Below are 23975 nucleotides of genomic sequence, written 5' to 3' on the forward strand. Positions count from 1 at the left end.
GCGAGAGGCCACACTGAAATCCCACTCCTTTAGCGGAGGGGTAGTTTACACCCGTCGAACGAGATGGTCGCGTACGGCTCGCTGACTTTCGGCGCAAAGCTCATCTAATCGTATTCCCGTTGAGAGAGCAGGATAATCGATAGGAAAATCCTGATAAAGATACTGAATTAGTGAGCGGTGCACAATCCCAGCATGTGCGGCTTGACTCGTGGTTTCTTGGAGGAAGGTTTGCCGGTCTAGCAGTAACTGCTCGCAGCTGTCACGGTGAGATTCGAGCGTTGAATGCCTGTCCGCAAGCCCTTCAAATCCTACATCGAGCAACGGAGTTTCGTTGACATCAATAAGCCACTCTATGATTGGCGTGAGGGTATCCGCTGCAGTGGCAAGCTGGTCACGCTCCCGATTTAGGGCAGCCTCCATTGCTTGGAGGTCCACCCGCTGGGATTGGGCTTCAGTCACGATAGCCTCCTGGAGATCGACCGTCAATCTGGTCTCGGTCGTCGGTGCGACTGCAATTGCGAGTGACTCCGATAACTCTGCGCGAATTGTCTGCAAAAGGGGCTCCTCATCGTCAAGGTCATCGACACTATGGGGACGAATCGTCTCTCGAAATGCCGTCCGAACCGCGGCACAATCCGTCTCTGTCTGGACGGACTGGTCAAGAAGCTGTGTTCCACCTGATGCGAGTGCTGTTACTTGGGATCCCGATTGGATTGAGCCCGGTGAAAGGTTTTTAACACGCGTGATGAACCGTTTGTAAGCAGTCTGCTTCTTCTGGACGGCATCGCGCTCTGAACGGACCCGTTCACGGGCGCTGTCAAGATGTGTTTCAAGACTCATGAAGATTCAGTAATTGGTGCAGTCGTAAGCCCCGCTGGTTCACCATCGACGTCCGCGGTGAGCGTAAATTGCCACGTGTCGCTGTTTGTTCGAGTTACCCCTGAAACGGTGAAGGTTGTATCGGGTTGGCGACACAACAGATCAATGGTGATCGGAAGCGTTGGAATAGCGGTATCCAGTGGGGACAGGGCGTATTCAGCGACTGTGATCTGACACTGCCGCTCGCCATCCACCGGGTCAACAGTCCATGGCGATGTCGAGTAACTGTCGAGTAGCTCGATTGCCTCCATTCGGTCGAATGCAGCGGTGAGCGTAGTTTCTTGGGTCGATGAGACGGGCAATTGGGCTGCAGCCTGGCCGAGTACGGACGCTTGCGTCGTATTCGAAAGCTGTGAATCAAGTTCGGCAGCCATCTGTTCTAAAAGGCGCAAACAGAGCACATCTCGGCTGGATATCGTTTCGGCTGACTCAAAATACGCATCCATAACCGCCCGTTCTATCTCATCATACCCCTCGTTTGAGAGGGTTTCAAAGAGTGCGCCGGCAACCTGGTGGCAGAATTCGATCCGTCCCGACTGCTGTCCAGGAATGGCCGGAGCAGGGGGAAACGCCCATTCCTTGCGTGACTGTTCGGTAGCAGATGGCGGCCGGGTAACTGCAGGAGTCTCACAGACGATTGGATCATAACAGGGGACCTGCGGATCGTAGCGACGGAGAGCAGCCCGGTATTGTTCTGCAAGTTGGGCTGCCTCTGCCGCAGTTCGCCGATTCGGGAAGCGCTGGCCATCGACAGGAACGATTCGCTCACCAGTCCGACCACACAGGATCACATATGAGCCGTCCTCAACCACCCGCTTCTCGATCTGTGCCCTGATTTCTGTCAGTGTTTGTCCAACCATATTACTCTACCTCCGATTGGCGACCATCCACGGGTTGATCCCCATTCGGTGCATTCTCGGTTGAATCAGCATTGTCTTGACGTTCGTTCGCACCAAAGATCCAGAGATAGACTCCTGCCCACAGTTCCCCTCGTTTTTCGCGCGTTGACTCAAGTAGGTACTTTCTGAGCATAATCATTCAGTAGCACAACACGAATCACTGTCCGGTCGGAGACGGAGTTCTGTACGTTCGATGGCGGCCAAAATCGGTAATTCTGATCCGCCCGCAGGCAACGAAATCGGGGCATTTGGCGTCTGAAACCGGTTTATTTGCCGGGACCGTCGGGAGTGTTCAGTTCCAGCCATTAGATTTTAGGCTAGCCTAAAAAAATATAAACTTTCTGCTATTCGGATATCTGCTAGTGTAATCGTGACCGGACTGATTGACTCATCCATCGACCTCAATCAAGAGAACTACTTCCTTTTTTAGTGTGTACTGCCAAACTCTCTCTTAGAGGAGTTACAGATTAATGGAGGACTCGAATGGACCACCGTCCGTAGCACATCTGACTGCCTCCCTCAAAGGGGGAGATGTCGGAGAGTTCTCGACGAGTCTGAACCAGTTTGAATCAGCAGCTCCGGAGGACCGAAAAGACGCTCTGCAAGCACTCCGGAGTCTCGCATCTGAGCAGCCTGACACACTCTCACCGGTGCTATCGGCTCTAGTTCCGTTCCTCATAGATTCGGAGCGCTCGATTCGCCTCGCAACCGCGAAGCTGTTCGTTACTGTCGCTGAGAGTTATCCTGACGAAGTTGCCGATGTCGTGCCATCGCTTGCGGAGCGATTAGCTGATGAAGACGAATTTTACTATGTTCGCGCTCGCGCGGCAGAAGCACTCGGCTACGTGGCCCTTGACGATCCAGAAACCGTCGCAACACCCGAGACCCTCGCCGAACTGCGAGTTGGACTTTCGTTTGATGAACCAGAAGTAAAAGAGAAACTGGCGAAAGCACTCGAATACGTAGCGTTAGGGCAGCCAGAGCGGCTTAAACATCAGATTCTGAGGTTGGCTGCGCATCTTGACGATGATAGCGAACTTGTTCGGTATCATTTGTGTACGGCAGTCACCGTTGTGGGCTGTGAGCATCCTGAATCACTCGCTGATTGCCGTGATGAGTTAGTCGCTCGACTTGGCGACGATAATGTCTACGTCCGTGGTCGAGCTGCGGAAGCGCTTGGGCTACTTGCGCTGTCCGAGAAAATAGACAGCCCTTCTATTGAAAAATCGCTCACCGCCTTGGAAGACGACGAGGAGCCATTCGTTACTGACCGAGCCCAATTCGCCATCAAGAGTCTCACAGAGCAGAGTGACTCCGCAGACTCACTTGAGAAGATTGGAACAATCCCAATGATTCGGGATGAGACGGATACGATACTCAAAGAGATCACAACACCAGATACTGAGGGAGTATGCTCCCACTGCGGCCTTGCCCTTCCAGAACACGGCCCACCAATGTGTCCCCGTTGTGGCGCTCCGCGCTAGTCTGGATTCGGAATCCGTTGGCAACCGAAACGACTATATTGTTTTAGGCTGGCCTAAAAATATGGTGCGAGATGAAACTACGGACGAGGTACCGACACGCAGAGACTTTGTCAAGGGCGGCGGTGCTCTTGTTGCCGGCGGGCTTCTCGCTGGCTGTTCTGATGATAGTGGAGAGTCCACACCGACCGACACCGCCACGGAGGCTGAGACAGAGGAGGATGTCACGACAACCGATCAATCCCATACGGTAACGATGGAGCCCGTCGGGGAGCTGACGTTCGAGAGCGTCCCTGAGTCAGCAACGGTATACAACCCAGACTACATCGATATGATGGTCGCGCTGGGACACGGGGATGCAGCTGAGTCCGTCTGGTACAAAGACCGCTATGTCACGCGGCATTACGACAATCTAGAGGGGGTTTCAATGGACCCCTCTGGCCTGACACAACTGTACAGCGACGGCATCTCGAAGGAGTTGTTCTACGAGCTCGATAGTGATCTACATCTGATGGACCCGAACCTCCTCATCAACAATTACGACAACATCGAGCGCTCGGACGTTGAAGAGTTGAAAACAGAAATCGCGCCGTTCTTCGGGAATGCTATCTTCCGCCGGACGGACGACTGGCATACCCACCGCTACTACACGCTCTACGAGGCTTTCGAGAAGGTCGCGGCAGTGTTCCAAGAATCTGAGCGCTACGATGCAATCCGATCGGTCCACGACGACATCGTCACTGACATTCAGGCCCGCGTGCCAGGGCCCGACAAACGGCCGAACGCAGCACTGCTGTGGCAGGGCGAAAACGAACCCGAAACATTCTATCCATACCGGCTCTCCGGGATGGGGGCGAACAAGGAGCACTTCCATACGCTCGGAATTACTGACGCATTCTCGGGAACAGGTCTCGAAGGTCTCTCAACCAGTGACCGGGGAACAATCGACTACGAGACGCTTCTTGAGGTGGATCCAGATTCGATTCTTCTCCGGGGCCACGGCGACAAATCACGTCAGGAGTTCCGGGACACTGTGCTCTCCTATATGCAGAGCCACAGTGTCGCCGCTCAGCTGACTGCAGTGAAAAACGAGATGGTGTTCCGAGGCGGCCCGATTTACGCAGGACCGCTTCACAACCTCTTCCTGCTAGAACGATTCGCAAAATCGTTCTTCCCGGAGACGTTCATCGAGGAGCGACTGTTCGATCATCAGCGTGTTGCCGACATTGTCACAGGTGATTTCGAATGACAGAAGCATGGAAACAGCTCGCGCACAATCATGACATTGTGTTGTAAAGTCATCTTATAATGGTCTGGAACCAACAGCGCGTATGGTCGAACGAGTCCATCATATCGCGTTCGTCGTTGGTGATCTTGACGCAGCTGCAGCGCAATTCGAGGAGACACTCGGTTTGGAGTGCTACACTCGAGAGACGATGAGCGGCGACTATTACCTCGAAGTCGCCGTCTACGAACTGGACGGGCTCCTGCTAGAGCTGATTACTCCGACACGAGAGGAGGGGTGGATATACGACCACTGGCGAGAACACGGAGATGGCTTTTTCCACATGGCGTTCGAGGTTCCCGACATCGATGCGGCCATCGAACAGTTCGCTGGTTCCGTCACAAAGTCGTCTAGAGTTCAGTGACAACGGACATCCTTGTCGAAAAGGTGGCTCCTTCGTTGCGCGCGTCTGCCGTGATTCAATTCCCTCTTGCACATACACGGCTCACGGTGCTCGCCGTTCGTCAGCCGAGACGCTCACACGGTTCGCGTCTCGTAATGCGCGGACCGGGAATTGAACCCGATGCAAATCCTCGCTGTCGCTCGGATTTCCGTAGTTCAATTCACTCAAGCGATTTCACTGCTCACTGTCGTTCGTTCGAGTTGACCCACGGCTCACGGTGCTCGCCGTTTGTCAGCCGAGACGCTCACACGGTTCGCGTCTCGTGATGCGCGGACCGGGAATTGAACCCGGGCTATGAGCTTGGGAAGCTCATGTCCTACCACTAGACCATCCGCGCACGTCCCAAAATCCACCGCGGACCCACTTGAGTGTAGCGCTTCATCAAAGTGGACGCGTGTTCACTTTTCCCCCACTTCGCTCAGTTCTAGTGGCATCCGACCGGTTTATTTGTGCTGACTCACAACTGAGCGCATGGGAGAGATAGCGAGAACGGACGACCCACTCGACCTGATTTTCTCGGAAGCGGAACTCGAACGACAGCGCGAGCACATCACGTCGTTCATCAGCGACACCTACGAGGCCTCGGGGGCCGAGTCGGCGGTCATCAACCTCTCGGGAGGTATCGACAGCACACTCACGTCCCACCTCGCTGTCGAAGCACTTGGCCGTGACGCTGTCTACGGACTCGTGCTTCCCAGTACCGTCAACAGAGACGAGAACATGAGTGACGCCGAGCGTGTCGCCAGCGAACTGCTCGATATCGAGTACGACGTCGTCGAGATATCGCCCCTTGTCGAGTCGTTCCTTGAGACAATCCCGACCGTCGATACCGCGGCCCTCGACGACGACACCGTCCAAGTCGCCGTTGGCAATCTCCGCGCCCGTATCCGGGCGGTGCTTGCGTTTTTCGAGGCGAACCGCCGTGGTGGACTCGTCCTTGGAACCGGCAACCGAAGCGAGGCGGCGGTCGGCTACTACACGAAGTATGGCGACGGTGCCGTCGACTGTCACCCGATTGGTAACCTCTACAAACAACAGGTCAGACAGCTCGCCCAGTATCTCGGCGTCCCGGAAGCGATGGCGACCAAGACGCCCTCGGCTGGACTGTGGGACAACCAGACCGACGAGGAGGAGCTCGGCGTGGGCTACGACACGCTGGACTCGATTCTGGCGCTTCACGTTGACGGGCCGCTCTCGACCAGCGCAACGGCGGCCGAGCTCGGCGTCGAAAAATCGACTGTCGAACACGTCCGAGAGCTTCACGCGGCGAGTCGGCACAAGCGACACGTCCCGCCGTCACCCGAACCGCTCTTCTAGAGGCGGCCGACGTCTTCGACAGAGACGCTCTCGACGTCCTCGACCTCGGAGAAGGCTTCTTCGACGGCCTCGGTTCCGCCCTCCTCGTCAGGGACGATGACCGTCGGGATGAGCGCGGTGAGACCGAAGGCAACGTCGTCCGTGTTGACGTCACTAATCTCGGCTCCCTCGGGCAGCGAGGCTTCGAGACGATCCTGGAGGTCGTCCAGGTCGATCTCTGGGCTGTCCGGCATGACCTTGATTGCGGCAACTACGTCTCCCATTGTTATGGGCCTGTGAACCCGCAGTCGGGGCACTGATAGAGGTTGCTCTGTTTGCGACACTTGGCACAGCGGTAGACCTGGTGTCCGCACTCAGGACAGTCGAACTGTGCGGCGTTGGAGCCTGCAACGTTGATGCCACAGGAGATGCACTGGTTTCTGGTTTGCTCTTGCAGTCCGCTCATGTGAACTCGTTTTGGGCCGTCGTTTTTAACCCTTGTCAACTGTGACGACAGCGCCAGACCCGGCCGTCAGCCCACCAGGTCCCGATGGTGTTCGTCGGTGGCTGTCGGGTCCGTCAGCGCGCTGTGTTGTGGGGTTTCATCCTCCCAGACGTAGAATCCCTCACCTGCGTCGAGGCCGGTCTTGCCCGCTTCGACGAGCGCTGTTAAAAGCGGCGGTGGCTCGAACCGAGGGCCGAGCCGCCCGGCAAGCGACTGGAGTGCATCGTGGCGCTCGGCGAGGCCGAGACGGTCTGCGCGTTCGAGCGGTCCAATCTCCCCCTGATAGAGCTGTTTGAACGCAGTATCGACCGCCGTCACGTCGGCAACGCCCTCGTCGACCATCCGAATCGCGACGACTTCGAGCGCCAGTGCGAGACGAACAGAGACATTTCCCGGCGTGTCGCGAACGGTAATCCAGTCACCGGCGACGCTCTCTGCGAACTGGCTGGCGCGGTCGGCGGCCACCGCCCCGGTCTGCTCGGCGAGGACGACCTCGACGAACGGTTCGGGGGGCTGGTGGAATCGGAATCCGACCGCACGCTCGGGGAGGCGGAGGCCAGCGGCCGCCCTCGTCACAGACACCGCAGGCACAGCACTCGCGACGAGGATATCGTCGTCGAGGTCGCCTTCGAGTTCGGCAAACCAGTCCTGAAGCGCTGCCGCGTCCGAGTGAGTGGTGTCGATAACGACATCTACGTCGGCAACGGCAGCATCCACTCCAGTTGTCGCTTCAAGGCAGTCGGTTGCCTCGATTCCATCGTCCCCCAGTCGGCGTTCGACGGTGTCGATGCTGTCCATAACCGCCGTCGCCTCCGAGTCGTATAGACGGACACGTTCGCCAGCACGAACACACGCGGCCGCCACCTCGCGTGCCCTCTCGTCGGCCCCGAGCACACCAATGTTCATACCATTTTACACACACCGCCGGGGCTAAGAGCTTGTGCCTTGAGAAACCGTCATCAAACACAAACATGGTAGGTACATTTTTTATGCAAGTAGCAAAACAAATACGTAGTAATGGCCAAAAAAGCAAGCTCGATTCTACCGTCTTTCGTTCAGGGGAGTTATGCAGTCCAGCTAACCGTTGCGCTTTCGTTCGCGATTCTGGTGATGGTCGCCTTTGGTGCGGTCATCAGCGTGCAGGCATCGAACACCCTGGAGGACACCGTCGAAGAGGATATGGTCGGGTTGGCCGACTCACAGGCAGGAGAGTTGGATTCGTGGCTCCTGAGCACACAACGGAGTGTCAGGGCTGCCTCGGACAGTCCAGCACTCGATACCGACGATACGGCGACGGTAAGCGAGGAGTTACAGAGATGGGTCGAGAACGAACAGGTGTCGGAACATGTCGCCGCGGTTCACTATCTCAACACGGAGACGATGACGTTCGAGGCCAGCTCGAACGAGCAGTTCGTCGGCCTCAACCCCGGCGAACAGGGCGCGCCGTTCGCCGAGGACCCACCCTCGTTCGACGGCCCCAGCGACACCCACGTCAGTGAGCCGTTCAGCGTTCCGCTTGCGGACCACCCGATAATCGCCGTCCTCTCGCCGGTCTCCGGACAGGACAACCGCGTCCTCGTGTACATGACCGACCTGCAGGCGAAATCTGATTCAGTTTCTGCGGCCCGGCAGAACTCAAGTACGACGGTTATCAATCAGGACGGCGTCTACGTGACCCATCCCGACGGAGACCGGATTCTCGAAGAGTCGAACATCGACTCCGAGCAATACAGCGGCGTCACCGCCGACCAGACTCGGTTCGTCGACGACGGTGGGGAGCAGTTGCTGACGTTCAAAGGACTGGATACCGTCGACTGGACGGTCGTCGTCGAGACCGAGCGCAGTTCGGCATTTGGGCTCGCCGAACAGATTAACTCTAACCTCATCGGGCTCATCCTGTTCGCCGTCATCAACCTCGGTCTCGTCGGAGTGACCGTCGGAACCAACACCATCACGTCGCTACGCCGACTTACGGACCGCGCCCAGAAGATGGGGGACGGGGACCTTGATGTCGACCTCTCAACGGCGAGAGACGACGAGTTCGGGGTCCTCTACCGGTCGTTCGACAACATGCGTTCCTCGCTCCAGGAGAAAATCACAGAGGCTGAACAGGCACAGGAGGATGCTGAGCAGGCCCGCCAAGACGCCGAGCAGGCACGCAAAGAGGCTGTCGAAGAGAGCGAGCAGATGCAACAGATAAACGACGAACTCGAAGCAAAAGCCAAAGGATACCGTCGGGTTCTCGGAGAGGTGGCCTCGGGCGACCTCACCCAGCGGGTCAACCCCGAGAGCGACCACGAGGCGATGTCGTCGGTCGGTGAGGAGCTAAACACGACGCTCGACGCCCTGGAAGAGATTCTCTCGACAACCAAGTCCTTCGCGCGGGAGGTCTTGGAGGCAAGCGACAGCGCGGGCGAGAACGCCGAGCGCGTTGACACGGCAAGCCGAGAGGTGCGGGACTCCATCGGCGAAATCTTCGAGGGAGCCTCCGAGCAAAACGAGCGCCTCCAAGACGCAGCCTCCGACATGGAGGAGCTCTCGGCAATCGCCGAGCAAGTTGCCTCCTCAGCACAGCAGGTCGCAGGCACCTCACAGTCGGCCGCAGAGGTCGGCGAAACCGGACGTGAGGCCGCGCAGGAAGCCGTCGAGGAGATGAGTGCCATCGACGAGGAAACCGACGAGACCGTCCAAGAGATAAACGCCCTGGCGAGCGAACTCGAAGAGATCGGCGAAATTGTCGACCTCATCACTGACATCGTCGAGCAGACGAACATGCTCGCGCTGAACGCCTCCATTGAGGCCGCCCGCGCCGACGCCGGCGGAGACGGGTTCGCGGTCGTCGCCGACGAAATCAAGAACCTCGCCGAAGAGACCCGAGACGCCGCACAGGATATTGAAGACAGAATCGAACGGATTCAGTCACAGACAGACGAGACAGTCGACACAATCGAGGCGACGAGTCACCGCATCACCGCCGGCACCGAGACCGTCGGCGAGGCAATCGACGCCCTGGAGCGCATCGTCGAGTACACCGAAGAGGTCGACGTAGGCATCCAAGAGATAGACGACGCAACCGAACAACAGGCACGTACCTCACAGAACGTTATGAACGTGATCGACGACCTGACCGACATCAGCCAGGAGACTGCACGCGAAGCTGACACCGTTGCCGACGCCGCCGAACAGCAGGCCGACAAAATCGGCGAGGTGTCGAGTTCGGCGAGCCAGCTTCGTGAGAATGCTGCGGCGCTTGACGACCTGCTCGACCAGTTCACTGTCAGCGCAGACAGACAGCCCGAAGCGGCTGCCTCCACCGGAGGTGACGACTGATGGACGTAACACTATGGTACAGACTCGGCGCAATCGGGATGGCACTCGGAACGCTCGTTCTCGCCTACGGCTTCCGGCTCGTCCCGCGAGAGAACTACCGTCGCTATGCAGTGCTGGTGGCCGTTCCGCTCATCGCTGTCGGTGCCTACGTCCTCATGTCGCTCGAAGTCGGTGTCCTGGAGACCCAGACCGACGCGACGGTCTTTGGACTCCGGTACGTCGACTGGCTGTTGACGACGCCGCTTCACGTGCTCTACCTTGGGCTGCTCGCGGGCGCTTCGAGGGGAGACATCGGCAAATCACTCGCACTGATGGCCGGAACTATCGTCTTTGGCTTCGCCGGAGCGATGGTTGCACCGCCCCTGAAATGGGTCGGCTTCGCTGCCGGCGCTCTTGCCTTCCTCGGCGTCGTCTACTACACTGTCACCAGCTTCGAGCAGGCCGCACGGGGGAACGGAACGCTCGCGTTACTCCGGAAGCTCCGGGCGTTCGTGGTCGTCCTGTGGCTCATCTACCCGGTAATCTGGATGCTCGCTCCAGTTGGACTCGGACTGATGCAGATTAACACCTCGGGGCTAGTCGTCGCGTATCTCGATATCGTCTCGAAGGTCGGATTCGGCCTCATCGCCCTCTCGGGGCAGCTATCGGCCGAAACTGCTTCGACGGCCACTGAAGTAGCCGCGGACTAGCGGACGCCGGTCCCGCTGTCGGTGGCCATGAGGTCAACGCGACCGTCCGGCTGGACAATCCCGTCGTAGCAATCGTCTGCAAGTAACAGGCTCCCGTCGAGGTCCGCGTACTCGACGAGCGGCGCGAGCTGGCACGCGCCCGCAATCGACGCGCTGCTCTCTATCATACAGCCGAGCATGACATCCAGCCCCGCGGCCTTCGCGGCGAGAATCTGGCGCTTTGCGGGCCGCAGGCCGCCACATTTCATCAGCTTCACCACCACGATATCGACGGCGTCTGCGACCGTCCCCACGTCGGCGGCCGTGACACAGGACTCGTCTGCGGCCACCGGTAGCTCTCCCTCGACGGAGACCCGTCGGAGCCCGTCGATATCGTCGGCAGGCACGGGCTGTTCGAGGAACTCGACGCCGTGGTCGGCCAGCCACGAGGTGTGCTCGACGGCCTCCTCGGCCGTCCACGCGCAGTTGGCGTCGACGCGGATGCGCGCCTCGGGTGCACCCTCGCGGACTGCGTCCAGCCGCTCCCGGTCGGCGTCAGTACCAAGCTTGACTTTCAGCGTCTCGAAGCCGCGCTCGACGGTCCGTCGTGCCCGGTCACGCATTTCCTCGGGTGAGTCGATCGGCACCGTATAGGAGCTCTGTGGCGGTCGGTCTGAGTCGAGCCCCCAGCGACGGTACAGCGGCTCCCCGGCCTGCGTCGCCGCGAGGTCGTGCACGGCAATCGAGACAGCCGCGCGGGCGGCGGCTTCGGCCGGCGCAGTCTCTGCCAGGCGTTCCTCGATGACCTGCTGGGCGTGTGGGTCGCCAACCTCGGTGGCCACGTCGAGCAATGCTGGCAGCGTCTCCTCGACACTCTCGGCCGTCTCACCGTAGTACGCTGAGGGACCTGCTGCACCGATGCCGACTCGGCCCGCCTCGTCTTCGAGTTCGACGGTCAGGACCGTCGCTTCCTCGGTCGTTCCCCGGGAGATGGTAAACGACTCTGCCAGGGAGAGTCTGTGACGCTCGAATCGGGCCGCTGTAATCTCAGATGTCGTCATAGGGATCAGGCTTCGATGCGTCGAGGCGCTCGAACTGCTCGTCGGACAGCGAGACGGTCGCAGCCCGGAGGTTCTCTTCGAGCTGGTCGGTGGTGCGTGCGCCGGCGATTGGCGCGGTCACGTCGGGGTGGTGGAGCTGGTAGGCAAGTGCGACCTGAGCTTCAGAGGCACCGATTGCGTTGCCGACGTCCCGGACCACGTCAAGTACATCGAAGTTCTCCTCGGTCAGGTAGCTCTCCTCCCAGCGGTCCGAGTCCGAGGCCGTCGAATCGTCGGGCATGTCGGCATCGCGCTCGTATTTCCCGGTCAGGAAGCCCTGGCCGAGTGGGCTCCAGGGGATGATGCCGACGTCCTGTTCGCGACAGAACTCCATGTACTCGGCCTCGATTTCGCGGTTGACGAGGTTGTAGCGGGGCTGTGTGACAGTAAACGGTTCCCAGCCGTGCTGGCGAGCAATCTCGTTTGCCCGGGCGATACGCCAGCCGTTCGGGCGGAACGTCGACGCGCCGAGATAGTGGACCTTGCCGTCGTCGACCAGGCCGTCGAGTGTCCGCATCAGTTCCCGGGCCGGCGTCGACGAATCCCACCGGTGGATGTACAGCAGGTCGAGGTAGTCGGTTCCCAGCCGGTCGAGCATCGCGTCGACCTGGTTGCGGATGTGTTTGCGGTTGAGCCCGCCGGCGTTGGCGTCGTCCTCGCGGGTCGGCCAGTAGATCTTCGAGGCGATAACGAACTCGTCACGGTTGCGTTCCTCCAGCCACTCGCCAATCCACTCTTCGCTGACGCCGCCGCCGTAGACGTCTGCCGTGTCGATAAAGCGCCCGCCAGCGGCCTCGTATGTGTCAAGCAGGTCGTGACCCCGCTCGCGGCTGATTTCGAGGTTACCGGCGGCGGTCTCGCGGCCGAATCGCCACGTTCCGAAGGCGATTTCGCTTACTTCCAGCCCGGTTCGTCCCATCGGGACCGTGTCGAGGTCGAGGTCCATGCTCCGGGTGTCGGCTGCGAGCAAAAGAAAGGTTGGGGGTTTCGGTCACACAGTCGTCTAGTTGCGGTGACAGGCCTCAGCGAAAGAGGTCTCGGGCAGCGTCGAGGGCACCGACCAGTGCGTCGATTTCCTCGCGAGTGTTGTAGATATAGAAGGAGGCCCGCGCCGAGGCCGTCTTGCCCATCTTGTCGTGGAGCGGCTGGGTGCAGTGGTCGCCGGCGCGGATTGCAACGGAGTAGTCGTTGAGAATTTCGGAGATATCGTGGGGGTGGACGCTATCGAGGGTAAAGGAGACCAACCCGCCGCGCTGTTCGCCTGCCGACGGCCCCATGATGTCGATATCGTCGAACTCCGAGAGCCGGTCGATGGCGTACTGGGCGAGTGCGTTCTCGTGACGCTCGATGCGTTCCATCCCGATATCGTCGAGGTAGTCAGCGGCCTCGGCGAGTGCGATACCCTGTGCGATTGCCGGCGTTCCTGCCTCGTACTTCCAGGGAAGGTCGTGCCAGGTCGTCTCATCGAACTCGACTTTCCGTATCATGCCGCCGCCGTACAGGAATGGGTCCATCTCCTCGAGGAGGTGTTGTTTACCGTAGAGACCGCCGATACCGGTCGGTCCAACCATCTTGTGGCCCGAGAAGGCGAAGAAATCGGCGTCCATCGCCTTCACGTCGACTGGCATCGTCGGCACCGACTGAGCGCCGTCGACGAAGATATAGGCGTCGTGGTCGTGAGCGAGGTCCGCGAGGTCGCCAACCGGATTGATGGTGCCGAGCGTGTTCGAGACGTGGACGACGCTCACCATCTGCGTGTCGTCGGTGATTAGCTCGGCGGCGTGGTCCATGTCGAGGTGGCCGTCGTCGTCAACCTCGATGAACTGTATCTCTGCGCCGGTCCGGTCTGCAATCTGTTGCCAGGTCACCAGCGAGGAGTGATGTTCCATCTCGCTCATAACCACCTCGTCGCCGGGCTCGAGTTCGTTCAGCCCCCAAGCGTAGGCGATGAGGTTCTCGGCCTCTGTGGTGTTGCGGACGAACACCATCTCCTCGCGCCCCTCGGCTCCGATAAACTCCGCCAGCCGGTCGTGAGCCTCTTCGTAGGCGACGCTCGCCTCCTGAGAGAGCTGGTGGATGCCACGGTGGATGTTCGCGTTCGTCTCGCGGTAGTAGTCGGCTATCGCGTCGACGACGGGCTCGGGTGTCTGTGAAGTCGCCGCGTTGTCGAGATAGACGAGCTGTTTGCCGCCAATCTCGCGCTCCAGGATAGGGAAATCGTCCCGGATACGCTCGACGTCGAGAAGTTCAGTCTCAGGCGTTGCCATTACCATCTACTCAGGGTTGGAGGAGTAACATTATTTCGGTTTCTCGAAACTGTATTTGCCGCAGTCGTAATCCTGGCCTCACAGCCACAGGAGCTGTGCGTGGCGGGTCCCATCCAGGTCGAGGACGTTCTCTTCGTCGACGAACCCGTGCTCGACTGCGAGCGCGACCGCAGCCGTGCCGACGAGGTTCGCCACGGTGCAGTTGGCGAGGCTCTGGACGACAGTCCCTTCGTCGGCGGGGTCGCCGTCGTAAAACTCTGGGTCGACACTCAGGGAGACGTCGCCGTTCTCGAACTCCTCGCCGAGTACGTCCGCGTCACAGACAGAGACGAGTCGGCCCTTGGGTGTCTCGCGTTCGTTCAGCAGTAGCTCCATGAGTTATTCGAGGAGCTCCTGTTCCCGTTCGTCGCGCATCGCCTCGGCCTCCTCGGCGACCTCCTCGGCGCGTTCGTCTTCGCCCATCCGTTCGAGGGCGACTGCTTTCTCTTCGAGCAGGTCGGCGCTCCGGTAGCCGAGCCGAACCGCGTTATCGAAGGCGTTGAGGGCGTCTTCGGCGAGGCCGCGCTCGTTGAGGAAAAAGCCCCGGTTGTACCAGGCTTCGCCAAAGCGAGGGTCGATTTCGACGGCGCGTTCGGCGTGTTCGAGTGCCTGCTCGGTGCGGCCGAACTCCCAGAGCGCGTAGGCGAGGTTCGTCTCGGCCGTGGCGGCGTGCTCGGAATCGCCGTCGATATCGATTGCTTCCTTGTACGCCCCGATGGCGGCGTCGTACTCTTCGAGTTCTGCGTGGGCGACCCCCTTGTTGACCCACGTCTCCTGTTCGGTACGTTCATCCTCGGCGAACTGACCGGCCCGTTCGAGGGTTTCAGTCGCCTGCTCGTGCCGGTTCAGGCGGATATATTCGAGCCCGACATCGAGGACCGTCTCGGCGTCGACCGACTCGGTGTTGAGATTTGCCTCGTCGAGTATGTCCGGCAACGCGTGTGAGTCGACCGGGTCGACGGTATCGGGGTCGACAGCCAGGTCTGACGGTTCGAGGTCGAACGCGTCGTACGGGTCCTCGAAGCCCTGGCCTTCCGAAAACTCGTGGTCTGGGGGGTCATCTGTCATACACTCTCGTAGGCGTGGCGGACAATTAAGGCCTGCGTCACCAACTTCCGCGTATGCGACTGTTCGTCAGCATCGACATCGACGACCCAGAGCCGGTAGCTACCGTTCAGGAGCTGTTCGACAGCGCAGACGGGCTCCGATACACCGACCCCGAGCAGGCACACCTGACGCTGAAATTTCTCGGCGAGACCGGCGAGGATGACCTCCCAGCGCTTCGGACCGCATTCGGGGAAGCTGTCGCCGAAAGCGGCGTTAGCCCATTCGAGGCGTCGTTCGGCGGGCTCGGAGTCTTTCCCCACCTCGATTACATCAGTGTGGTCTGGCTCGGCGTTACCGAAGGTGAGACGGAGTTCACGCAGCTCCACGAGGCAGTCGAGCGGAAGACAGTCGACCTGGGATTCGACCCCGAAGACCACGAGTTCACGCCACATGTGACACTGGCGCGGATGGACCACGCAGGGAGCAAAGGCCTGGTCCAGGATGTCGTCCAGAATCGCGACCCGGACGCCGGAACAATGGTAGTCGACGAGCTACAACTGAAAGAGAGCACACTCACAGACGACGGCCCCGAGTATAGGACCGTCGAGCGGTTTCAGCTTCCCGGCTAGAACCGGTCTTCGACGACCTCCAGGCTGATAGACACAGGCAAGTCGGCGGTCTTGCCGACCTGTATCTCCCCGTACGTCGAGTTGTCGACAACGAAATAATGAGTCCGATCGAAGTTGACCGAGGTACGGCCCCCGTCTCTGGGCACCGACGCTTCGTAGACGCCGGCTTCAGAGTTTTCCATAGCAACGGAGCGAAGCGATTTGTCTCCAACTGGCGGGTTCTCGGGCATTTCGTCTTCGACACGTGTCGCACGCTGGTAGCGCTGGTAGGCTTCGGCGTCTCTGAAGTAGAACGTCTCGAATCGGTGGTGCTCGGACCGCACGGTGTAGGACAGTTCGCCGGAGCCGTCGGGCTCCTCAATCTCTCTCGACCAGCCCTGGGAGGCGGGAATCCGTTCGGTCATCGACAAACTGACCACGACCTCACCGTTCAAGCAGCCACCCAGCCCGACAGTGGCCCCGAGACCGGTCGCGGCCAGAAACGACCGTCGCCTCATAATAGTATATTTCTATCCAACGATATAGTATCTGCTGGCCAAATTATCGCACCTGATAACGGGCCTGTGGGGCCGTTACCCAGTGATTAGAAGACAATAGAAGATATAACCACATATCCCAGATCTTGTTATGTGACAACAATGAAAATGAGGAGAGGGACGCCTCGATCAAAGTATCAACGCCGAAAACGTTGGTCAGCAGTGGCTGACAGACAGCGAGTCAGCGGCTGTGTTCACTATGTCGAATGAGGGGAAAAGAACACACATATAAGTCCCGGCGGGGAAGAGAAGCACACTATGGGTAAGAAATCGAAAGCCAAGAAAAAGCGGCTCGGAAAGCTCGAGGACCAGAACACGCGGGTCCCGGCATGGGTCATCATGAAGACGGACCGAGACATGATTCGGAACCCGAAACGACGCAACTGGCGACGGAGTGATACGGACGAATGAGCTCGAGTGGTCTCGACGAGCGGGTCATGACCGTCCCGCTCCGGAGTACGCTTGCAGGCTCGTCGAGCGACCAGGCAGACCAGGCGCTGTCGGTCATCCGCGAGCACCTCGCACAGCATTTCTCCGTCGACGAAGACGCTGTCAGGCTCGACCCCTCGATAAACGAGGCAGTATGGGCAAACGGCCGGTCGAACCCCCCGAGCAAGGTTCGCGTCCGGGCAGCCCGCTTCGAAGAGGACGGCGACGGCGTCGTCGAAGCCGAAGCCGCAGAGTAACGTGTTCCGCACGGCCCTCGCTGGCTCGCCCTATATCGGTGTCTTCGCCCGGGCGACCGACGACTGTCTCCTCATCCGGCCCGACGTAGAGGAGAGCGTTCACGACGACTTCGCTGAGGAGCTTGGCGTCTCTGCAGTGCCGACCACGGTCGGTGGATCGGGCACAGTCGGCGCTCTGGCGACGGGCAACGAGAACGGCCTCCTCGTGAGCAGTCGCGTCGCCGAGCGCGAGCGCGAGGCGATTACCGACGCTATCGATCTCCCGGTGACAGAGCTACCGGGCCGTATCAACGCCGCCGGTAATGTTGTCCTCGTCAACAACAACGGCGCTTATGTCCATTCGGACCTCTCCGACGATGCGGTACGGAGCATCGAGACGGGCCTCGGCGTCCCGGTCACACGAGGGACAATCGCGGGCGTCGACACAGTCGGGACAGCCGCAGTCGCGACCAACAACGGCGTTCTCTGTCACCCGAAGACGACAGACGAACGCCTCGACGAACTCGAAGAAGCTCTGGGCGTTCCCGCCGATATCGGGACGATCAACTACGGCGGCCCGCTCGTCGGGTCCGGATTGGTCGCAAACGACGACGGCTACATCGTCGGCTCCGAGACGACTGGTCCCGAACTCGGCCGTATCGAATCCGCGCTCGGCTACATCGAGGACTGACGCGGTCGGCTCATTTTACCGACACATCAGTTGTCACCAAATGCGACTATCTTCGGTGACACGTTCGTCACAAAGAGGGGACCCGATGACGGGGGGCTTTGTGTAACAGTGTTAGGTCGTGTTTTTATTAGCTATCCGACCGAAAGGATACTGTGAACGAGTCACAGCGACAGAGAGGAAAGGCCATCCACCGGCAGACTGGCCAGACCTTCTATTATGCGACCCGGCTGCTGCCGGAGCGGATCCGGGAACAGACCTACGTTCTCTACGGGTTCTTTCGGATTGCCGACGAGGTAGTTGACGGCGAGACGGAGATGACCAAGGAGGAGAAAGCGACCGAACTGGAGGGGTTACGGGCGGCTGCACTGGGAGAAGCGCCAGCCGACGACCCTGTTGTGGACGCGTTCTCGGAGCTGCGGGCGGAGGAGGGTATCGCCGACGAAGAGGTTGACGCCTTTATTGACGCCATGCTCGCCGATATCGACACGGAACGCTACGAGACCTTCGAGGACCTCCGTGGATATATGCGAGGGTCGGCTGCTGCGGTCGGGAACATGATGCTCGCCATCATGGATGCCGACGACCCCGACGCGGCCCGGCCACACGCAATGAAACTCGGTGAAGCATTCCAGCTGACGAACTTCATTCGGGATGTCGACGAGGACATCACAGAACTCGACCGGACTTACCTCCCGATGCAGACGCTCAAACAGTACGGCGTCACGGTCGACCAGCTTCGGCGGGGCGAGTGTACACCTGCCTTCCGCGAGGCGATTCAGGCTGAACTCGTCCGGACAGAACAGCTTTATCGCGATGGTGTCCGCGGCATCGAACATCTGCCGAGTGACTGCCAGTTCGCCGTGTTGCTCTCGGCGGTGCTGTATGCCGAACACCACCGCCTGATTCGCAAACAGGAGTTCGACGTCCTTACGGCTCGTCCGTCGCTGTCACGCCGCCGAAAGCTGTGGCTAGTTGCCCGGACGTGGTGGCACTGGCGGCGGTTCCGTGACCCCATTGCGGTGTTCAAACGCGTCAGCGCGATTCCGGAACTCGACCGGACCACGACCGAACGGACCGACGGTCAGGAGCATACAATTCCTTCGACCGACTGAACCCCGAGCCAGACAGTTTGAGCGGGAAAGCGGGATAACTGATATGTCCGTCCTGTCGTAAGGTCGTCCATGCATGTCGCCGTATTGGGTGCCGGATACGCAGGAGTAACACTGACGCGGACCCTGGAGCGACAGCTCCCCGAGTCGGCGGAGATAACCCTCGTCGACGAGCGAGACACCCATCTCGTCCAGCATCTGCTTCACCGCGCTGTCCGGAACCCGGAGATAGAAGACCAACTCCAGGTGCCACTCGAAGAGTGTTGCCAGCGGGCAACCATCCGCGAGGCGACTGTCGAGTCTGTCGACGCCGACGAGGGCCGCGTCAATATCGATGACGGCACGCTGAGCTACGATATCGGTGCAATCTGTCTCGGCGCACGGACCGCCTACTACGGCTTATCAGGTGTTCGTTCTCGGGCAACACCGCTGAAACGGCTCGAAGACGCCCGCGAAATCCGGTCGGCGTTTCTGGACTGCTGTGAAGATGGTGGCCGCGTCGTCGTCGGCGGTGCCGGACTATCCGGGGTTCAGGTAGCCGGCGAGCTTGCCGACCTCGCACGAGAGGAGGGTGCGGAGTCGGCGGTCGACGTTGTCCTCCTCGAACAGAAAGCCGACGTTGCGCCAGGGTTTCCGGAGCCGTTCCAGAATGCTGTTGCCGACGCACTCGATTGCCGGGGTATCGACGTCAGGACAGGGACGACTGTTACGGGCGCAGATGAGACGACACTAACCACCGATGCGGGGACGACAATCGAGTACGACCAGCTCGTCTGGACCGGTGGTATCACCGGACAGCCCTCTCTCGGCGACACACGAAGGCAGGTCCAGTCGACACTCAGACTCGGTCGTCGCACGTTTGGCCTGGGTGACGCAGTCCGCGTCATCGACGACGAGGGAGAGCGCGTTCCGGCGACAGCACAGAGTGCGGTTGGGCAGGCATCTGTCGCGGCAGAGAATATCGCCGCGCTGGCAGATAGCGGCGTCGGCGGCTTCGAGCCGCGGCTGTCGCGGTATGTCTATCGCTCACGTGGCTGGGTAGTCACAGTCGGCGACGCAACCGTCGCACAGGTTGGCTCCCGCGTGCTCCGTGGAAAGCCAGCGAAGGCGCTCAAGACATCGATTGGTGTTCGCCATCTCGCTGGTGTCGGCGCTGTCGAGGATGCAGTCGCGTTCGTACGGGAATCAGTCGGCGGGAGTCAGGCGTAGCGCTGGAGTTCAGGGTCGTCACTAGCTTCGAGCACATCGGCAGCCGTCTCGTCGAGCAGGCTGTGACCGTCCGGGGTCACGGTTCTGCCTTCGCCCTCGGCAATTTCGACGTAGCCGGCCTCTTCGAGCTGCTGGAGAATCGTCCGGATGATGTTACCCGAGCCATCCGACTTCTGGCGAGAGCGCACGCGGTATCGCGTTGTTCCCTGTTTCGCGCTGCCGTATTCGGATTCGAGCGAACCGACACCGACCGGACCGTCGATGGCGACCTTGCGCAGGATGCTTGCGGCGCGTCGTGCCCAGAAGTCCTCCTGTTCAGGCGGCAGCTCTCGATCGACGCCGGCCGTCGTGAACTGGAGCCACTCCGGCTCGTCGAGCGCAGATTCGGCTTGCAGCGTTTCCGTGAGTTCCTCGATGACATCTTCCGCAGGCGCGTCGTAGAGACTTGTCATTGCTACGGTTTTCCCGATGCCGTCATTTAACTGTTGTGAACCGGGTCGGCCGCTGACGCCGTGATTTTCCCCTACAGCAGATGCCCGGTGTTTTGTAGCCGAGGGCGCTACCCGGAAGTATGGACGAACTGGAGGCACTCGGCCGACTCGCGGAGATCGTCCCCGCCGGGGGAGACGACGCGGCCGCGGTCAACGGGCTGGTCATCACGACCGATATGCTCCACGAGCAGACGGACTTTCCGACAGGGACGACACAGTACACGGCTGGCTGGCGGGCCGTCGGCGCGTCACTATCGGACCTTGCGGCAATGGGTGCCGACCCGGTGGCCGCAGTTGCGGCCTACGGCGCGCCGACCTTCGAATGGGAGTCGGTGGGCGACTTTGTCGACGGTGCACAGTCGGTCTGTTCGCTGGCTGGTGGAGAGTACGTCGGCGGCGACCTCGACAGCCACGGGGAGTTCACCGTCGCAACTACTGCTGTCGGGCGAGCGGAGAACCCGGTCCCGCGAACGGGTGCCAGCCCTGGAGACGCGGTCTGTGTCACGGGGACGCTGGGACGGAGCGCGGTTGCACTCGAACTGTTCGAACGCGGGGACTCCGAGCGCGCAAACGAGGTATTTCGGTTCGAACCCCGGACAACGGCCGGCGCGAGGCTCCGGGAGAAGGCGACAGCGATGATGGACAGCAGCGACGGACTGGCGCGGTCGCTTCACCAGCTCGCGGCCGCCAGCGACTGCGGGTTCGCCCTCGAGTCGCCGTTACCGTTCGACGAGCATCTCGACGAGATAATCGACGGGCCCGAGCAGCGCCGCGAGTACGGCCTGTTTTTCGGCGAGGATTTCGAACTGGTGTGTACGCTTCCGGAGGCCGCTGTTGCGGACCGTTCGGCAGCGCTGGCTGTTCCGCTGACGCGTATCGGGACAGTTACCGAGGGTGGTGTGACGCTGGACGGCGAGCCCCTCGAAAATCGAGGCTACTCACACTGAGTGTCAGCCGGCGAGTTCGGCAGCCTCGACAATTTCGACCGGAATCGGGGTGAAACACAGCGCCGCAAGGACGAACGTCACGATGCCAAGCGCAATCCGCTTGCGGTCGAGTGCGCTGTCGTCGATTGGTCGTGCCGGGCCACCGTAAGCAAGCCCGATTGCGAAGATGCCCCACATTATCCAGATAGTCATCGACTGCCATCCCGACGTGACGAACACGTAGAGTGCAAGCGCAAACAGCGCGCCCGGAACGAGTGTCGCAATATAGCGCTGTCGATCTCCGAACATTGCTCTGATGATATGTCCGCCGTCGAGTTGTCCGACAGGGAGCATGTTGAGCAGCGTCACCAGCATTCCGACCCACCCACCGAAGACGACAGGATGGACAACGCCGTTTTCGAGCTGGTCGCTGGCACCGACAAGCGTGGCAATCAGCTCAAGCAACGGCGGGTGGTTGAACAACACCACCGGCTCCTCACTGGAGGCTGCTGCCCCGGCTGGCTCCTGGACCGCGAGCGGGTCGAGATGAAGCCCGACCGCAGTCACGACGAACGTCGCCGCAAGACCGGCGAGTGGGCCTGCGACACCAATATCGAACAGCGCTTTCCGGTCAGGGATTCGTCCTTTGATACGGATAACCGCCCCCAGCGACCCGATGACCGTCGGGACAGGAATGAAATACGGGAGCGTCGCGTCAACGCCGTGGTATCGGCTCATAACGTAGTGACCGAGTTCGTGGACGCCGAGGACGCCCATGATAGCGACGACGAAGGGCCAGGCTTCGAGCATCCGCCAGGGCTCCTCGAGAAGCGGTATCTGGTACCAGAAGACAGACCCGGCCAGGAGTGTCGAGGCGACCGTGAGGAAAAACAAGATGACGTTCGTTCGGGGAAAGCCACTGCCGGTCGACGAGGGGCTCGCGACGAGAACGTACTCACCGCGGGAGAGACGAAGGTCATCACTACCACGGTAGCCCTGCTGGAGGCGAATCTCGTAGCCCCTGGCGTCGAAGGTCTGCCAGAGCTCTCGTTCGAGGTCGTCGCCGTTGGCGAGTGGCTCGCCGAGATAGAGGATGGTATCACCGTCGCGGCGGACCTCATAGACATCGAAGACGGTGCTGAACTCGTTGGGGCTGGGCGGCCTATCGGCTTCCCGGCTGCCGGTCATCAGCTGTCCTATGTGGTGTATTAAAATAAAAGCACGGCTGGGACGACGGGCGGCAGCTGCGGGTCAGGAGGGCTCGACGCGCCACGTCGTCGCGCTCGTGTACGACCACTTCTCGATTTCCAGCTCCGTGGCCGAATCCTTGAGTTTGACCATCAGGGCGCCGATTTCTTTGGGGGAGAGCTCAACTTCGTCCGCGATGAACTTGCTCTTGAAATAGACCTCGCCGTCCGAGGCCTTCCGCTTCAGGAATGTGCGGAGCCGTTCCTCTTTCGAACGAGCGTCGGTTTGGGAGGGCGTTGTGGCGCTCATTGTTACCTCTGTTTCTATGTATCGCTGGGAGGGACATATAAAGGGAGGAACGTTTGGGCCGCTTCGGTTACTTTCAGACAAATACACGTTTCAGGAAGAGTTTACAACAATAGCAGAGCTGTTTAGATGTTTTATAACTGCTTTTGATGGTTTGAAATTGAATACCTAACCCAACTATATTCCATTTTGTATATACTGAATACTACTGCCAAGAACAGCCAAAATGAGAGATTATTGCTGGTTTGTATGAGTACGGCCCCGACTAGCCCGGTGAGAGCGACCACAGCGGGATTGGCTTGACAACGCTTAAGAGTGAATCGGAGTAACGGCGAAACAATGAAAGTAGTTGTCTCTATCGGCGGGAGCGTTCTCGCGCCGTCAGTCGGCTCCGACCGAGTCGGTGCCTACGCACGCGTCATCGAGAACCTCGTCGACGAGGGCCACGAGGTGGGTATCGTGGTCGGAGGGGGGCCAACAGCGCGGGAGTACATCGGAGCGGCCAGAGAGCTGGGAGCCAACGAGATAGAGCTGGATAGCCTGGGTATCGCGGTGACACGCCTAAACGCACGGCTGCTCATCGCTGCGCTCGACGACCGTGCTGCACCGACACCGCCGACCGACCACGAAACAGCACACGAGGCGTTCCGGCGGGGAGATATTCCCGTGATGGGCGGCACCGTCGCCGGTCATACGACTGACGCGGTCGGGACTGCACTGGCCGAGTACATCGAGGCGGACCTGCTCGTGTACGCGACGAGCGTCCCGGGTGTCTACGATGCCGACCCCAGCGAGGACCCGGACGCAACGAAATTCAGCAGTCTGTCTGCCTCCGAGCTGGTCGATGTGGTCTCAGATATCGATATCAAGGCCGGAAGTAACGCGCCGGTCGACCTGCTTGCGACGAAGCTCCTCGAGCGCTCGGGACTACGGGCTGTGGTCATCGACGGAACCGACCCCGAGCATCTCGGCGCGGCAGTGGACGGCGACCACGACGGAACCGACATCGTCCCCGAAACGGAGTGA

At 60.2% G+C, this 23975-nt stretch carries 28 protein-coding genes and 1 tRNA gene; 14 read left to right on the forward strand and 15 right to left on the reverse strand.

What is annotated here, in order from left to right:
• Nucleotides 1–45 precede the first annotated feature (45 nt).
• The gene (locus tag OSC37_RS06075; protein WP_267163704.1) at nucleotides 46–840 is read right to left on the reverse strand and encodes a DUF7260 family protein; all 795 of its coding nucleotides are present in this window, start codon (nucleotides 838–840) and stop codon (nucleotides 46–48) included.
• On the reverse strand, nucleotides 837–1739 hold the full coding sequence (locus OSC37_RS06080; RefSeq protein ID WP_267163705.1) for a DUF7551 domain-containing protein: 903 nt from the start codon (nucleotides 1737–1739) through the stop codon (nucleotides 837–839). The genes OSC37_RS06075 and OSC37_RS06080 overlap by 4 nt, the downstream gene beginning before the upstream one ends.
• A 509-nt stretch (nucleotides 1740–2248) precedes the next feature.
• Between OSC37_RS06080 and OSC37_RS06085 the strand changes: the two genes are divergently transcribed.
• The 3 genes from OSC37_RS06085 (at nucleotide 2249) to OSC37_RS06095 (ending at nucleotide 4908) form a co-directional block, all read left to right on the forward strand.
• Nucleotides 2249–3262 carry a HEAT repeat domain-containing protein gene (locus tag OSC37_RS06085; protein ID WP_267163706.1) on the forward strand — a complete coding sequence of 338 codons (1014 nt, stop codon included), beginning with the start codon at nucleotides 2249–2251 and terminating at the stop codon, nucleotides 3260–3262.
• A gap of 61 nt (nucleotides 3263–3323) precedes the next feature.
• Nucleotides 3324–4508, forward strand: coding sequence for an ABC transporter substrate-binding protein (locus OSC37_RS06090; protein WP_267163707.1), 1185 nt, complete (start codon nucleotides 3324–3326; stop codon nucleotides 4506–4508).
• 82 nt (nucleotides 4509–4590) lie between these two features.
• Nucleotides 4591–4908 (forward strand): VOC family protein, encoded by a 318-nt coding sequence (locus OSC37_RS06095; RefSeq protein WP_267163708.1) that lies wholly within the window; start codon nucleotides 4591–4593, stop codon nucleotides 4906–4908.
• 305 nt (nucleotides 4909–5213) lie between these two features.
• Here the strand turns inward: OSC37_RS06095 and OSC37_RS06100 are convergent.
• Nucleotides 5214–5284, reverse strand: a tRNA-Gly gene (locus tag OSC37_RS06100).
• A gap of 134 nt (nucleotides 5285–5418) precedes the next feature.
• On the opposite strand from OSC37_RS06100, the gene OSC37_RS06105 reads away from it, so the two are divergent.
• The gene (locus OSC37_RS06105) at nucleotides 5419–6264 is read left to right on the forward strand and encodes an NAD+ synthase (protein ID WP_267163709.1); all 846 of its coding nucleotides are present in this window, start codon (nucleotides 5419–5421) and stop codon (nucleotides 6262–6264) included.
• Here the strand turns inward: OSC37_RS06105 and OSC37_RS06110 are convergent.
• The 3 genes from OSC37_RS06110 to OSC37_RS06120 form a co-directional block, all read right to left on the reverse strand.
• Nucleotides 6261–6527 (reverse strand): elongation factor 1-beta, encoded by a 267-nt coding sequence (locus tag OSC37_RS06110; protein ID WP_267163710.1) that lies wholly within the window; start codon nucleotides 6525–6527, stop codon nucleotides 6261–6263. The genes OSC37_RS06105 and OSC37_RS06110 overlap by 4 nt on opposite strands.
• Before the next feature lie 2 nt (nucleotides 6528–6529).
• On the reverse strand, nucleotides 6530–6709 hold the full coding sequence (locus tag OSC37_RS06115) for an HVO_2753 family zinc finger protein (protein ID WP_267163711.1): 180 nt from the start codon (nucleotides 6707–6709) through the stop codon (nucleotides 6530–6532).
• A gap of 66 nt (nucleotides 6710–6775) precedes the next feature.
• Nucleotides 6776–7654 carry a 3-hydroxyacyl-CoA dehydrogenase family protein gene (locus OSC37_RS06120; protein WP_267163712.1) on the reverse strand — a complete coding sequence of 293 codons (879 nt, stop codon included), beginning with the start codon at nucleotides 7652–7654 and terminating at the stop codon, nucleotides 6776–6778.
• 111 nt (nucleotides 7655–7765) lie between these two features.
• Between OSC37_RS06120 and OSC37_RS06125 the strand changes: the two genes are divergently transcribed.
• Together OSC37_RS06125 and OSC37_RS06130 are read left to right on the forward strand one after the other, a co-directional pair.
• Entirely contained in the window at nucleotides 7766–10078 is a 2313-nt protein-coding gene (locus tag OSC37_RS06125; protein ID WP_267163713.1) for a methyl-accepting chemotaxis protein, read from the forward strand.
• The gene (locus OSC37_RS06130; RefSeq protein ID WP_267163714.1) at nucleotides 10078–10767 is read left to right on the forward strand and encodes a bacteriorhodopsin; all 690 of its coding nucleotides are present in this window, start codon (nucleotides 10078–10080) and stop codon (nucleotides 10765–10767) included. Before OSC37_RS06125 ends, OSC37_RS06130 begins: the two co-directional genes overlap by 1 nt.
• On the opposite strand, the gene OSC37_RS06135 is transcribed toward OSC37_RS06130, so the two are convergent.
• The 5 genes from OSC37_RS06135 to OSC37_RS06155 all read right to left on the reverse strand — a co-directional run bounded on the left by OSC37_RS06135 (nucleotide 10764) and on the right by OSC37_RS06155 (nucleotide 15220).
• Nucleotides 10764–11792 carry a dipeptide epimerase gene (locus OSC37_RS06135; RefSeq protein ID WP_438267601.1) on the reverse strand — a complete coding sequence of 343 codons (1029 nt, stop codon included), beginning with the start codon at nucleotides 11790–11792 and terminating at the stop codon, nucleotides 10764–10766. The two genes, OSC37_RS06130 and OSC37_RS06135, sit on opposite strands and share 4 nt — an antisense overlap.
• Before the next feature lies 1 nt (nucleotide 11793).
• Entirely contained in the window at nucleotides 11794–12792 is a 999-nt protein-coding gene (locus OSC37_RS06140; RefSeq protein ID WP_267163716.1) for an aldo/keto reductase, read from the reverse strand.
• A gap of 76 nt (nucleotides 12793–12868) precedes the next feature.
• Nucleotides 12869–14113, reverse strand: coding sequence for an aminotransferase class V-fold PLP-dependent enzyme (locus tag OSC37_RS06145; RefSeq protein WP_267163717.1), 1245 nt, complete (start codon nucleotides 14111–14113; stop codon nucleotides 12869–12871).
• A gap of 78 nt (nucleotides 14114–14191) precedes the next feature.
• On the reverse strand, nucleotides 14192–14488 hold the full coding sequence (locus OSC37_RS06150; RefSeq protein ID WP_267163718.1) for a DUF424 domain-containing protein: 297 nt from the start codon (nucleotides 14486–14488) through the stop codon (nucleotides 14192–14194).
• A 3-nt stretch (nucleotides 14489–14491) separates the two neighbouring features.
• Complete coding sequence (locus OSC37_RS06155; protein ID WP_267163719.1) at nucleotides 14492–15220, reverse strand: tetratricopeptide repeat protein; 729 nt, start codon at nucleotides 15218–15220, stop codon at nucleotides 14492–14494.
• 53 nt (nucleotides 15221–15273) lie between these two features.
• On the opposite strand from OSC37_RS06155, the gene thpR reads away from it, so the two are divergent.
• Complete coding sequence (thpR, locus tag OSC37_RS06160) at nucleotides 15274–15828, forward strand: RNA 2',3'-cyclic phosphodiesterase (protein WP_267163720.1); 555 nt, start codon at nucleotides 15274–15276, stop codon at nucleotides 15826–15828.
• On the opposite strand, the gene OSC37_RS06165 is transcribed toward thpR, so the two are convergent.
• Nucleotides 15825–16325, reverse strand: coding sequence for a hypothetical protein (locus OSC37_RS06165; RefSeq protein WP_267163721.1), 501 nt, complete (start codon nucleotides 16323–16325; stop codon nucleotides 15825–15827). The genes thpR and OSC37_RS06165 overlap by 4 nt on opposite strands.
• 297 nt (nucleotides 16326–16622) lie before the next feature.
• Between OSC37_RS06165 and OSC37_RS06170 the strand changes: the two genes are divergently transcribed.
• The 5 genes from OSC37_RS06170 to OSC37_RS06190 all read left to right on the forward strand — a co-directional run bounded on the left by OSC37_RS06170 (nucleotide 16623) and on the right by OSC37_RS06190 (nucleotide 20038).
• Nucleotides 16623–16775, forward strand: coding sequence for a 50S ribosomal protein L39e (locus OSC37_RS06170; RefSeq protein WP_267163722.1), 153 nt, complete (start codon nucleotides 16623–16625; stop codon nucleotides 16773–16775).
• Nucleotides 16772–17050: a 50S ribosomal protein L31e gene (locus tag OSC37_RS06175; RefSeq protein WP_267163723.1), complete on the forward strand. Its 279-nt coding sequence runs from the start codon at nucleotides 16772–16774 to the stop codon at nucleotides 17048–17050. The genes OSC37_RS06170 and OSC37_RS06175 overlap by 4 nt, the downstream gene beginning before the upstream one ends.
• Before the next feature lies 1 nt (nucleotide 17051).
• Complete coding sequence (locus tag OSC37_RS06180; RefSeq protein WP_267163724.1) at nucleotides 17052–17720, forward strand: translation initiation factor IF-6; 669 nt, start codon at nucleotides 17052–17054, stop codon at nucleotides 17718–17720.
• Nucleotides 17721–17872: 152 nt separating this feature from the next.
• Entirely contained in the window at nucleotides 17873–18832 is a 960-nt protein-coding gene (locus OSC37_RS06185; protein WP_267163725.1) for a phytoene/squalene synthase family protein, read from the forward strand.
• Between the two features lie 69 nt (nucleotides 18833–18901).
• Complete coding sequence (locus OSC37_RS06190; protein WP_267163726.1) at nucleotides 18902–20038, forward strand: NAD(P)/FAD-dependent oxidoreductase; 1137 nt, start codon at nucleotides 18902–18904, stop codon at nucleotides 20036–20038.
• On the opposite strand, the gene OSC37_RS06195 is transcribed toward OSC37_RS06190, so the two are convergent.
• Nucleotides 20029–20490, reverse strand: a complete 462-nt coding sequence (locus OSC37_RS06195) for a 30S ribosomal protein S19e (RefSeq protein ID WP_267163727.1) — start codon at nucleotides 20488–20490, stop codon at nucleotides 20029–20031. The genes OSC37_RS06190 and OSC37_RS06195 overlap by 10 nt on opposite strands.
• Before the next feature lie 119 nt (nucleotides 20491–20609).
• Here OSC37_RS06195 and thiL point away from each other — a divergent pair, with 119 nt between their 5' ends.
• Nucleotides 20610–21476: a thiamine-phosphate kinase gene (thiL, locus tag OSC37_RS06200; RefSeq protein WP_267163728.1), complete on the forward strand. Its 867-nt coding sequence runs from the start codon at nucleotides 20610–20612 to the stop codon at nucleotides 21474–21476.
• A gap of 3 nt (nucleotides 21477–21479) precedes the next feature.
• On the opposite strand, the gene OSC37_RS06205 is transcribed toward thiL, so the two are convergent.
• Together OSC37_RS06205 and OSC37_RS06210 are read right to left on the reverse strand one after the other, a co-directional pair.
• Nucleotides 21480–22643: a site-2 protease family protein gene (locus OSC37_RS06205; RefSeq protein ID WP_267163729.1), complete on the reverse strand. Its 1164-nt coding sequence runs from the start codon at nucleotides 22641–22643 to the stop codon at nucleotides 21480–21482.
• A gap of 63 nt (nucleotides 22644–22706) precedes the next feature.
• A complete protein-coding gene (locus OSC37_RS06210) occupies nucleotides 22707–22952 on the reverse strand; it encodes a DUF7123 family protein (protein ID WP_267163730.1) in 246 nt (81 codons plus the stop codon).
• Between the two features lie 336 nt (nucleotides 22953–23288).
• Here OSC37_RS06210 and pyrH point away from each other — a divergent pair, with 336 nt between their 5' ends.
• Complete coding sequence (gene pyrH, locus OSC37_RS06215) at nucleotides 23289–23975, forward strand: UMP kinase (RefSeq protein ID WP_267163731.1); 687 nt, start codon at nucleotides 23289–23291, stop codon at nucleotides 23973–23975.

This window comes from Halovenus salina, from assembly GCF_026410925.1.
In the GTDB taxonomy this organism is placed as follows: Archaea; Halobacteriota; Halobacteria; order Halobacteriales; family Haloarculaceae; genus Halovenus; species Halovenus salina.

What these genes read in the sequence shown, in the direction of transcription:
- OSC37_RS06210 (WP_267163730.1), bottom strand. Translation starts at nt 22,952, where the DNA reads ATGAGCGCCACAACGCCCTCCCAAACCGACGCTCGTTCGAAAGAGGAA.
- OSC37_RS06140 (WP_267163716.1), bottom strand. Translation starts at nt 12,792, where the DNA reads ATGGACCTCGACCTCGACACGGTCCCGATGGGACGAACCGGGCTGGAA.
- OSC37_RS06165 (WP_267163721.1), bottom strand. Translation starts at nt 16,325, where the DNA reads ATGAGGCGACGGTCGTTTCTGGCCGCGACCGGTCTCGGGGCCACTGTC.
- OSC37_RS06170 (WP_267163722.1), top strand. Translation starts at nt 16,623, where the DNA reads ATGGGTAAGAAATCGAAAGCCAAGAAAAAGCGGCTCGGAAAGCTCGAG.
- pyrH (WP_267163731.1), top strand. Translation starts at nt 23,289, where the DNA reads ATGAAAGTAGTTGTCTCTATCGGCGGGAGCGTTCTCGCGCCGTCAGTC.
- OSC37_RS06150 (WP_267163718.1), bottom strand. Translation starts at nt 14,488, where the DNA reads ATGGAGCTACTGCTGAACGAACGCGAGACACCCAAGGGCCGACTCGTC.
- OSC37_RS06120 (WP_267163712.1), bottom strand. Translation starts at nt 7,654, where the DNA reads ATGAACATTGGTGTGCTCGGGGCCGACGAGAGGGCACGCGAGGTGGCG.
- OSC37_RS06205 (WP_267163729.1), bottom strand. Translation starts at nt 22,643, where the DNA reads ATGACCGGCAGCCGGGAAGCCGATAGGCCGCCCAGCCCCAACGAGTTC.
- OSC37_RS06080 (WP_267163705.1), bottom strand. Translation starts at nt 1,739, where the DNA reads ATGGTTGGACAAACACTGACAGAAATCAGGGCACAGATCGAGAAGCGG.
- OSC37_RS06130 (WP_267163714.1), top strand. Translation starts at nt 10,078, where the DNA reads ATGGACGTAACACTATGGTACAGACTCGGCGCAATCGGGATGGCACTC.
- OSC37_RS06075 (WP_267163704.1), bottom strand. Translation starts at nt 840, where the DNA reads ATGAGTCTTGAAACACATCTTGACAGCGCCCGTGAACGGGTCCGTTCA.
- OSC37_RS06175 (WP_267163723.1), top strand. Translation starts at nt 16,772, where the DNA reads ATGAGCTCGAGTGGTCTCGACGAGCGGGTCATGACCGTCCCGCTCCGG.
- OSC37_RS06095 (WP_267163708.1), top strand. Translation starts at nt 4,591, where the DNA reads ATGGTCGAACGAGTCCATCATATCGCGTTCGTCGTTGGTGATCTTGAC.
- OSC37_RS06105 (WP_267163709.1), top strand. Translation starts at nt 5,419, where the DNA reads ATGGGAGAGATAGCGAGAACGGACGACCCACTCGACCTGATTTTCTCG.
- OSC37_RS06115 (WP_267163711.1), bottom strand. Translation starts at nt 6,709, where the DNA reads ATGAGCGGACTGCAAGAGCAAACCAGAAACCAGTGCATCTCCTGTGGC.
- OSC37_RS06190 (WP_267163726.1), top strand. Translation starts at nt 18,902, where the DNA reads ATGCATGTCGCCGTATTGGGTGCCGGATACGCAGGAGTAACACTGACG.
- OSC37_RS06090 (WP_267163707.1), top strand. Translation starts at nt 3,324, where the DNA reads ATGGTGCGAGATGAAACTACGGACGAGGTACCGACACGCAGAGACTTT.
- OSC37_RS06145 (WP_267163717.1), bottom strand. Translation starts at nt 14,113, where the DNA reads ATGGCAACGCCTGAGACTGAACTTCTCGACGTCGAGCGTATCCGGGAC.
- OSC37_RS06125 (WP_267163713.1), top strand. Translation starts at nt 7,766, where the DNA reads ATGGCCAAAAAAGCAAGCTCGATTCTACCGTCTTTCGTTCAGGGGAGT.
- OSC37_RS06085 (WP_267163706.1), top strand. Translation starts at nt 2,249, where the DNA reads ATGGAGGACTCGAATGGACCACCGTCCGTAGCACATCTGACTGCCTCC.
- OSC37_RS06110 (WP_267163710.1), bottom strand. Translation starts at nt 6,527, where the DNA reads ATGGGAGACGTAGTTGCCGCAATCAAGGTCATGCCGGACAGCCCAGAG.
- thiL (WP_267163728.1), top strand. Translation starts at nt 20,610, where the DNA reads ATGGACGAACTGGAGGCACTCGGCCGACTCGCGGAGATCGTCCCCGCC.
- OSC37_RS06195 (WP_267163727.1), bottom strand. Translation starts at nt 20,490, where the DNA reads ATGACAAGTCTCTACGACGCGCCTGCGGAAGATGTCATCGAGGAACTC.
- thpR (WP_267163720.1), top strand. Translation starts at nt 15,274, where the DNA reads ATGCGACTGTTCGTCAGCATCGACATCGACGACCCAGAGCCGGTAGCT.
- OSC37_RS06155 (WP_267163719.1), bottom strand. Translation starts at nt 15,220, where the DNA reads ATGACAGATGACCCCCCAGACCACGAGTTTTCGGAAGGCCAGGGCTTC.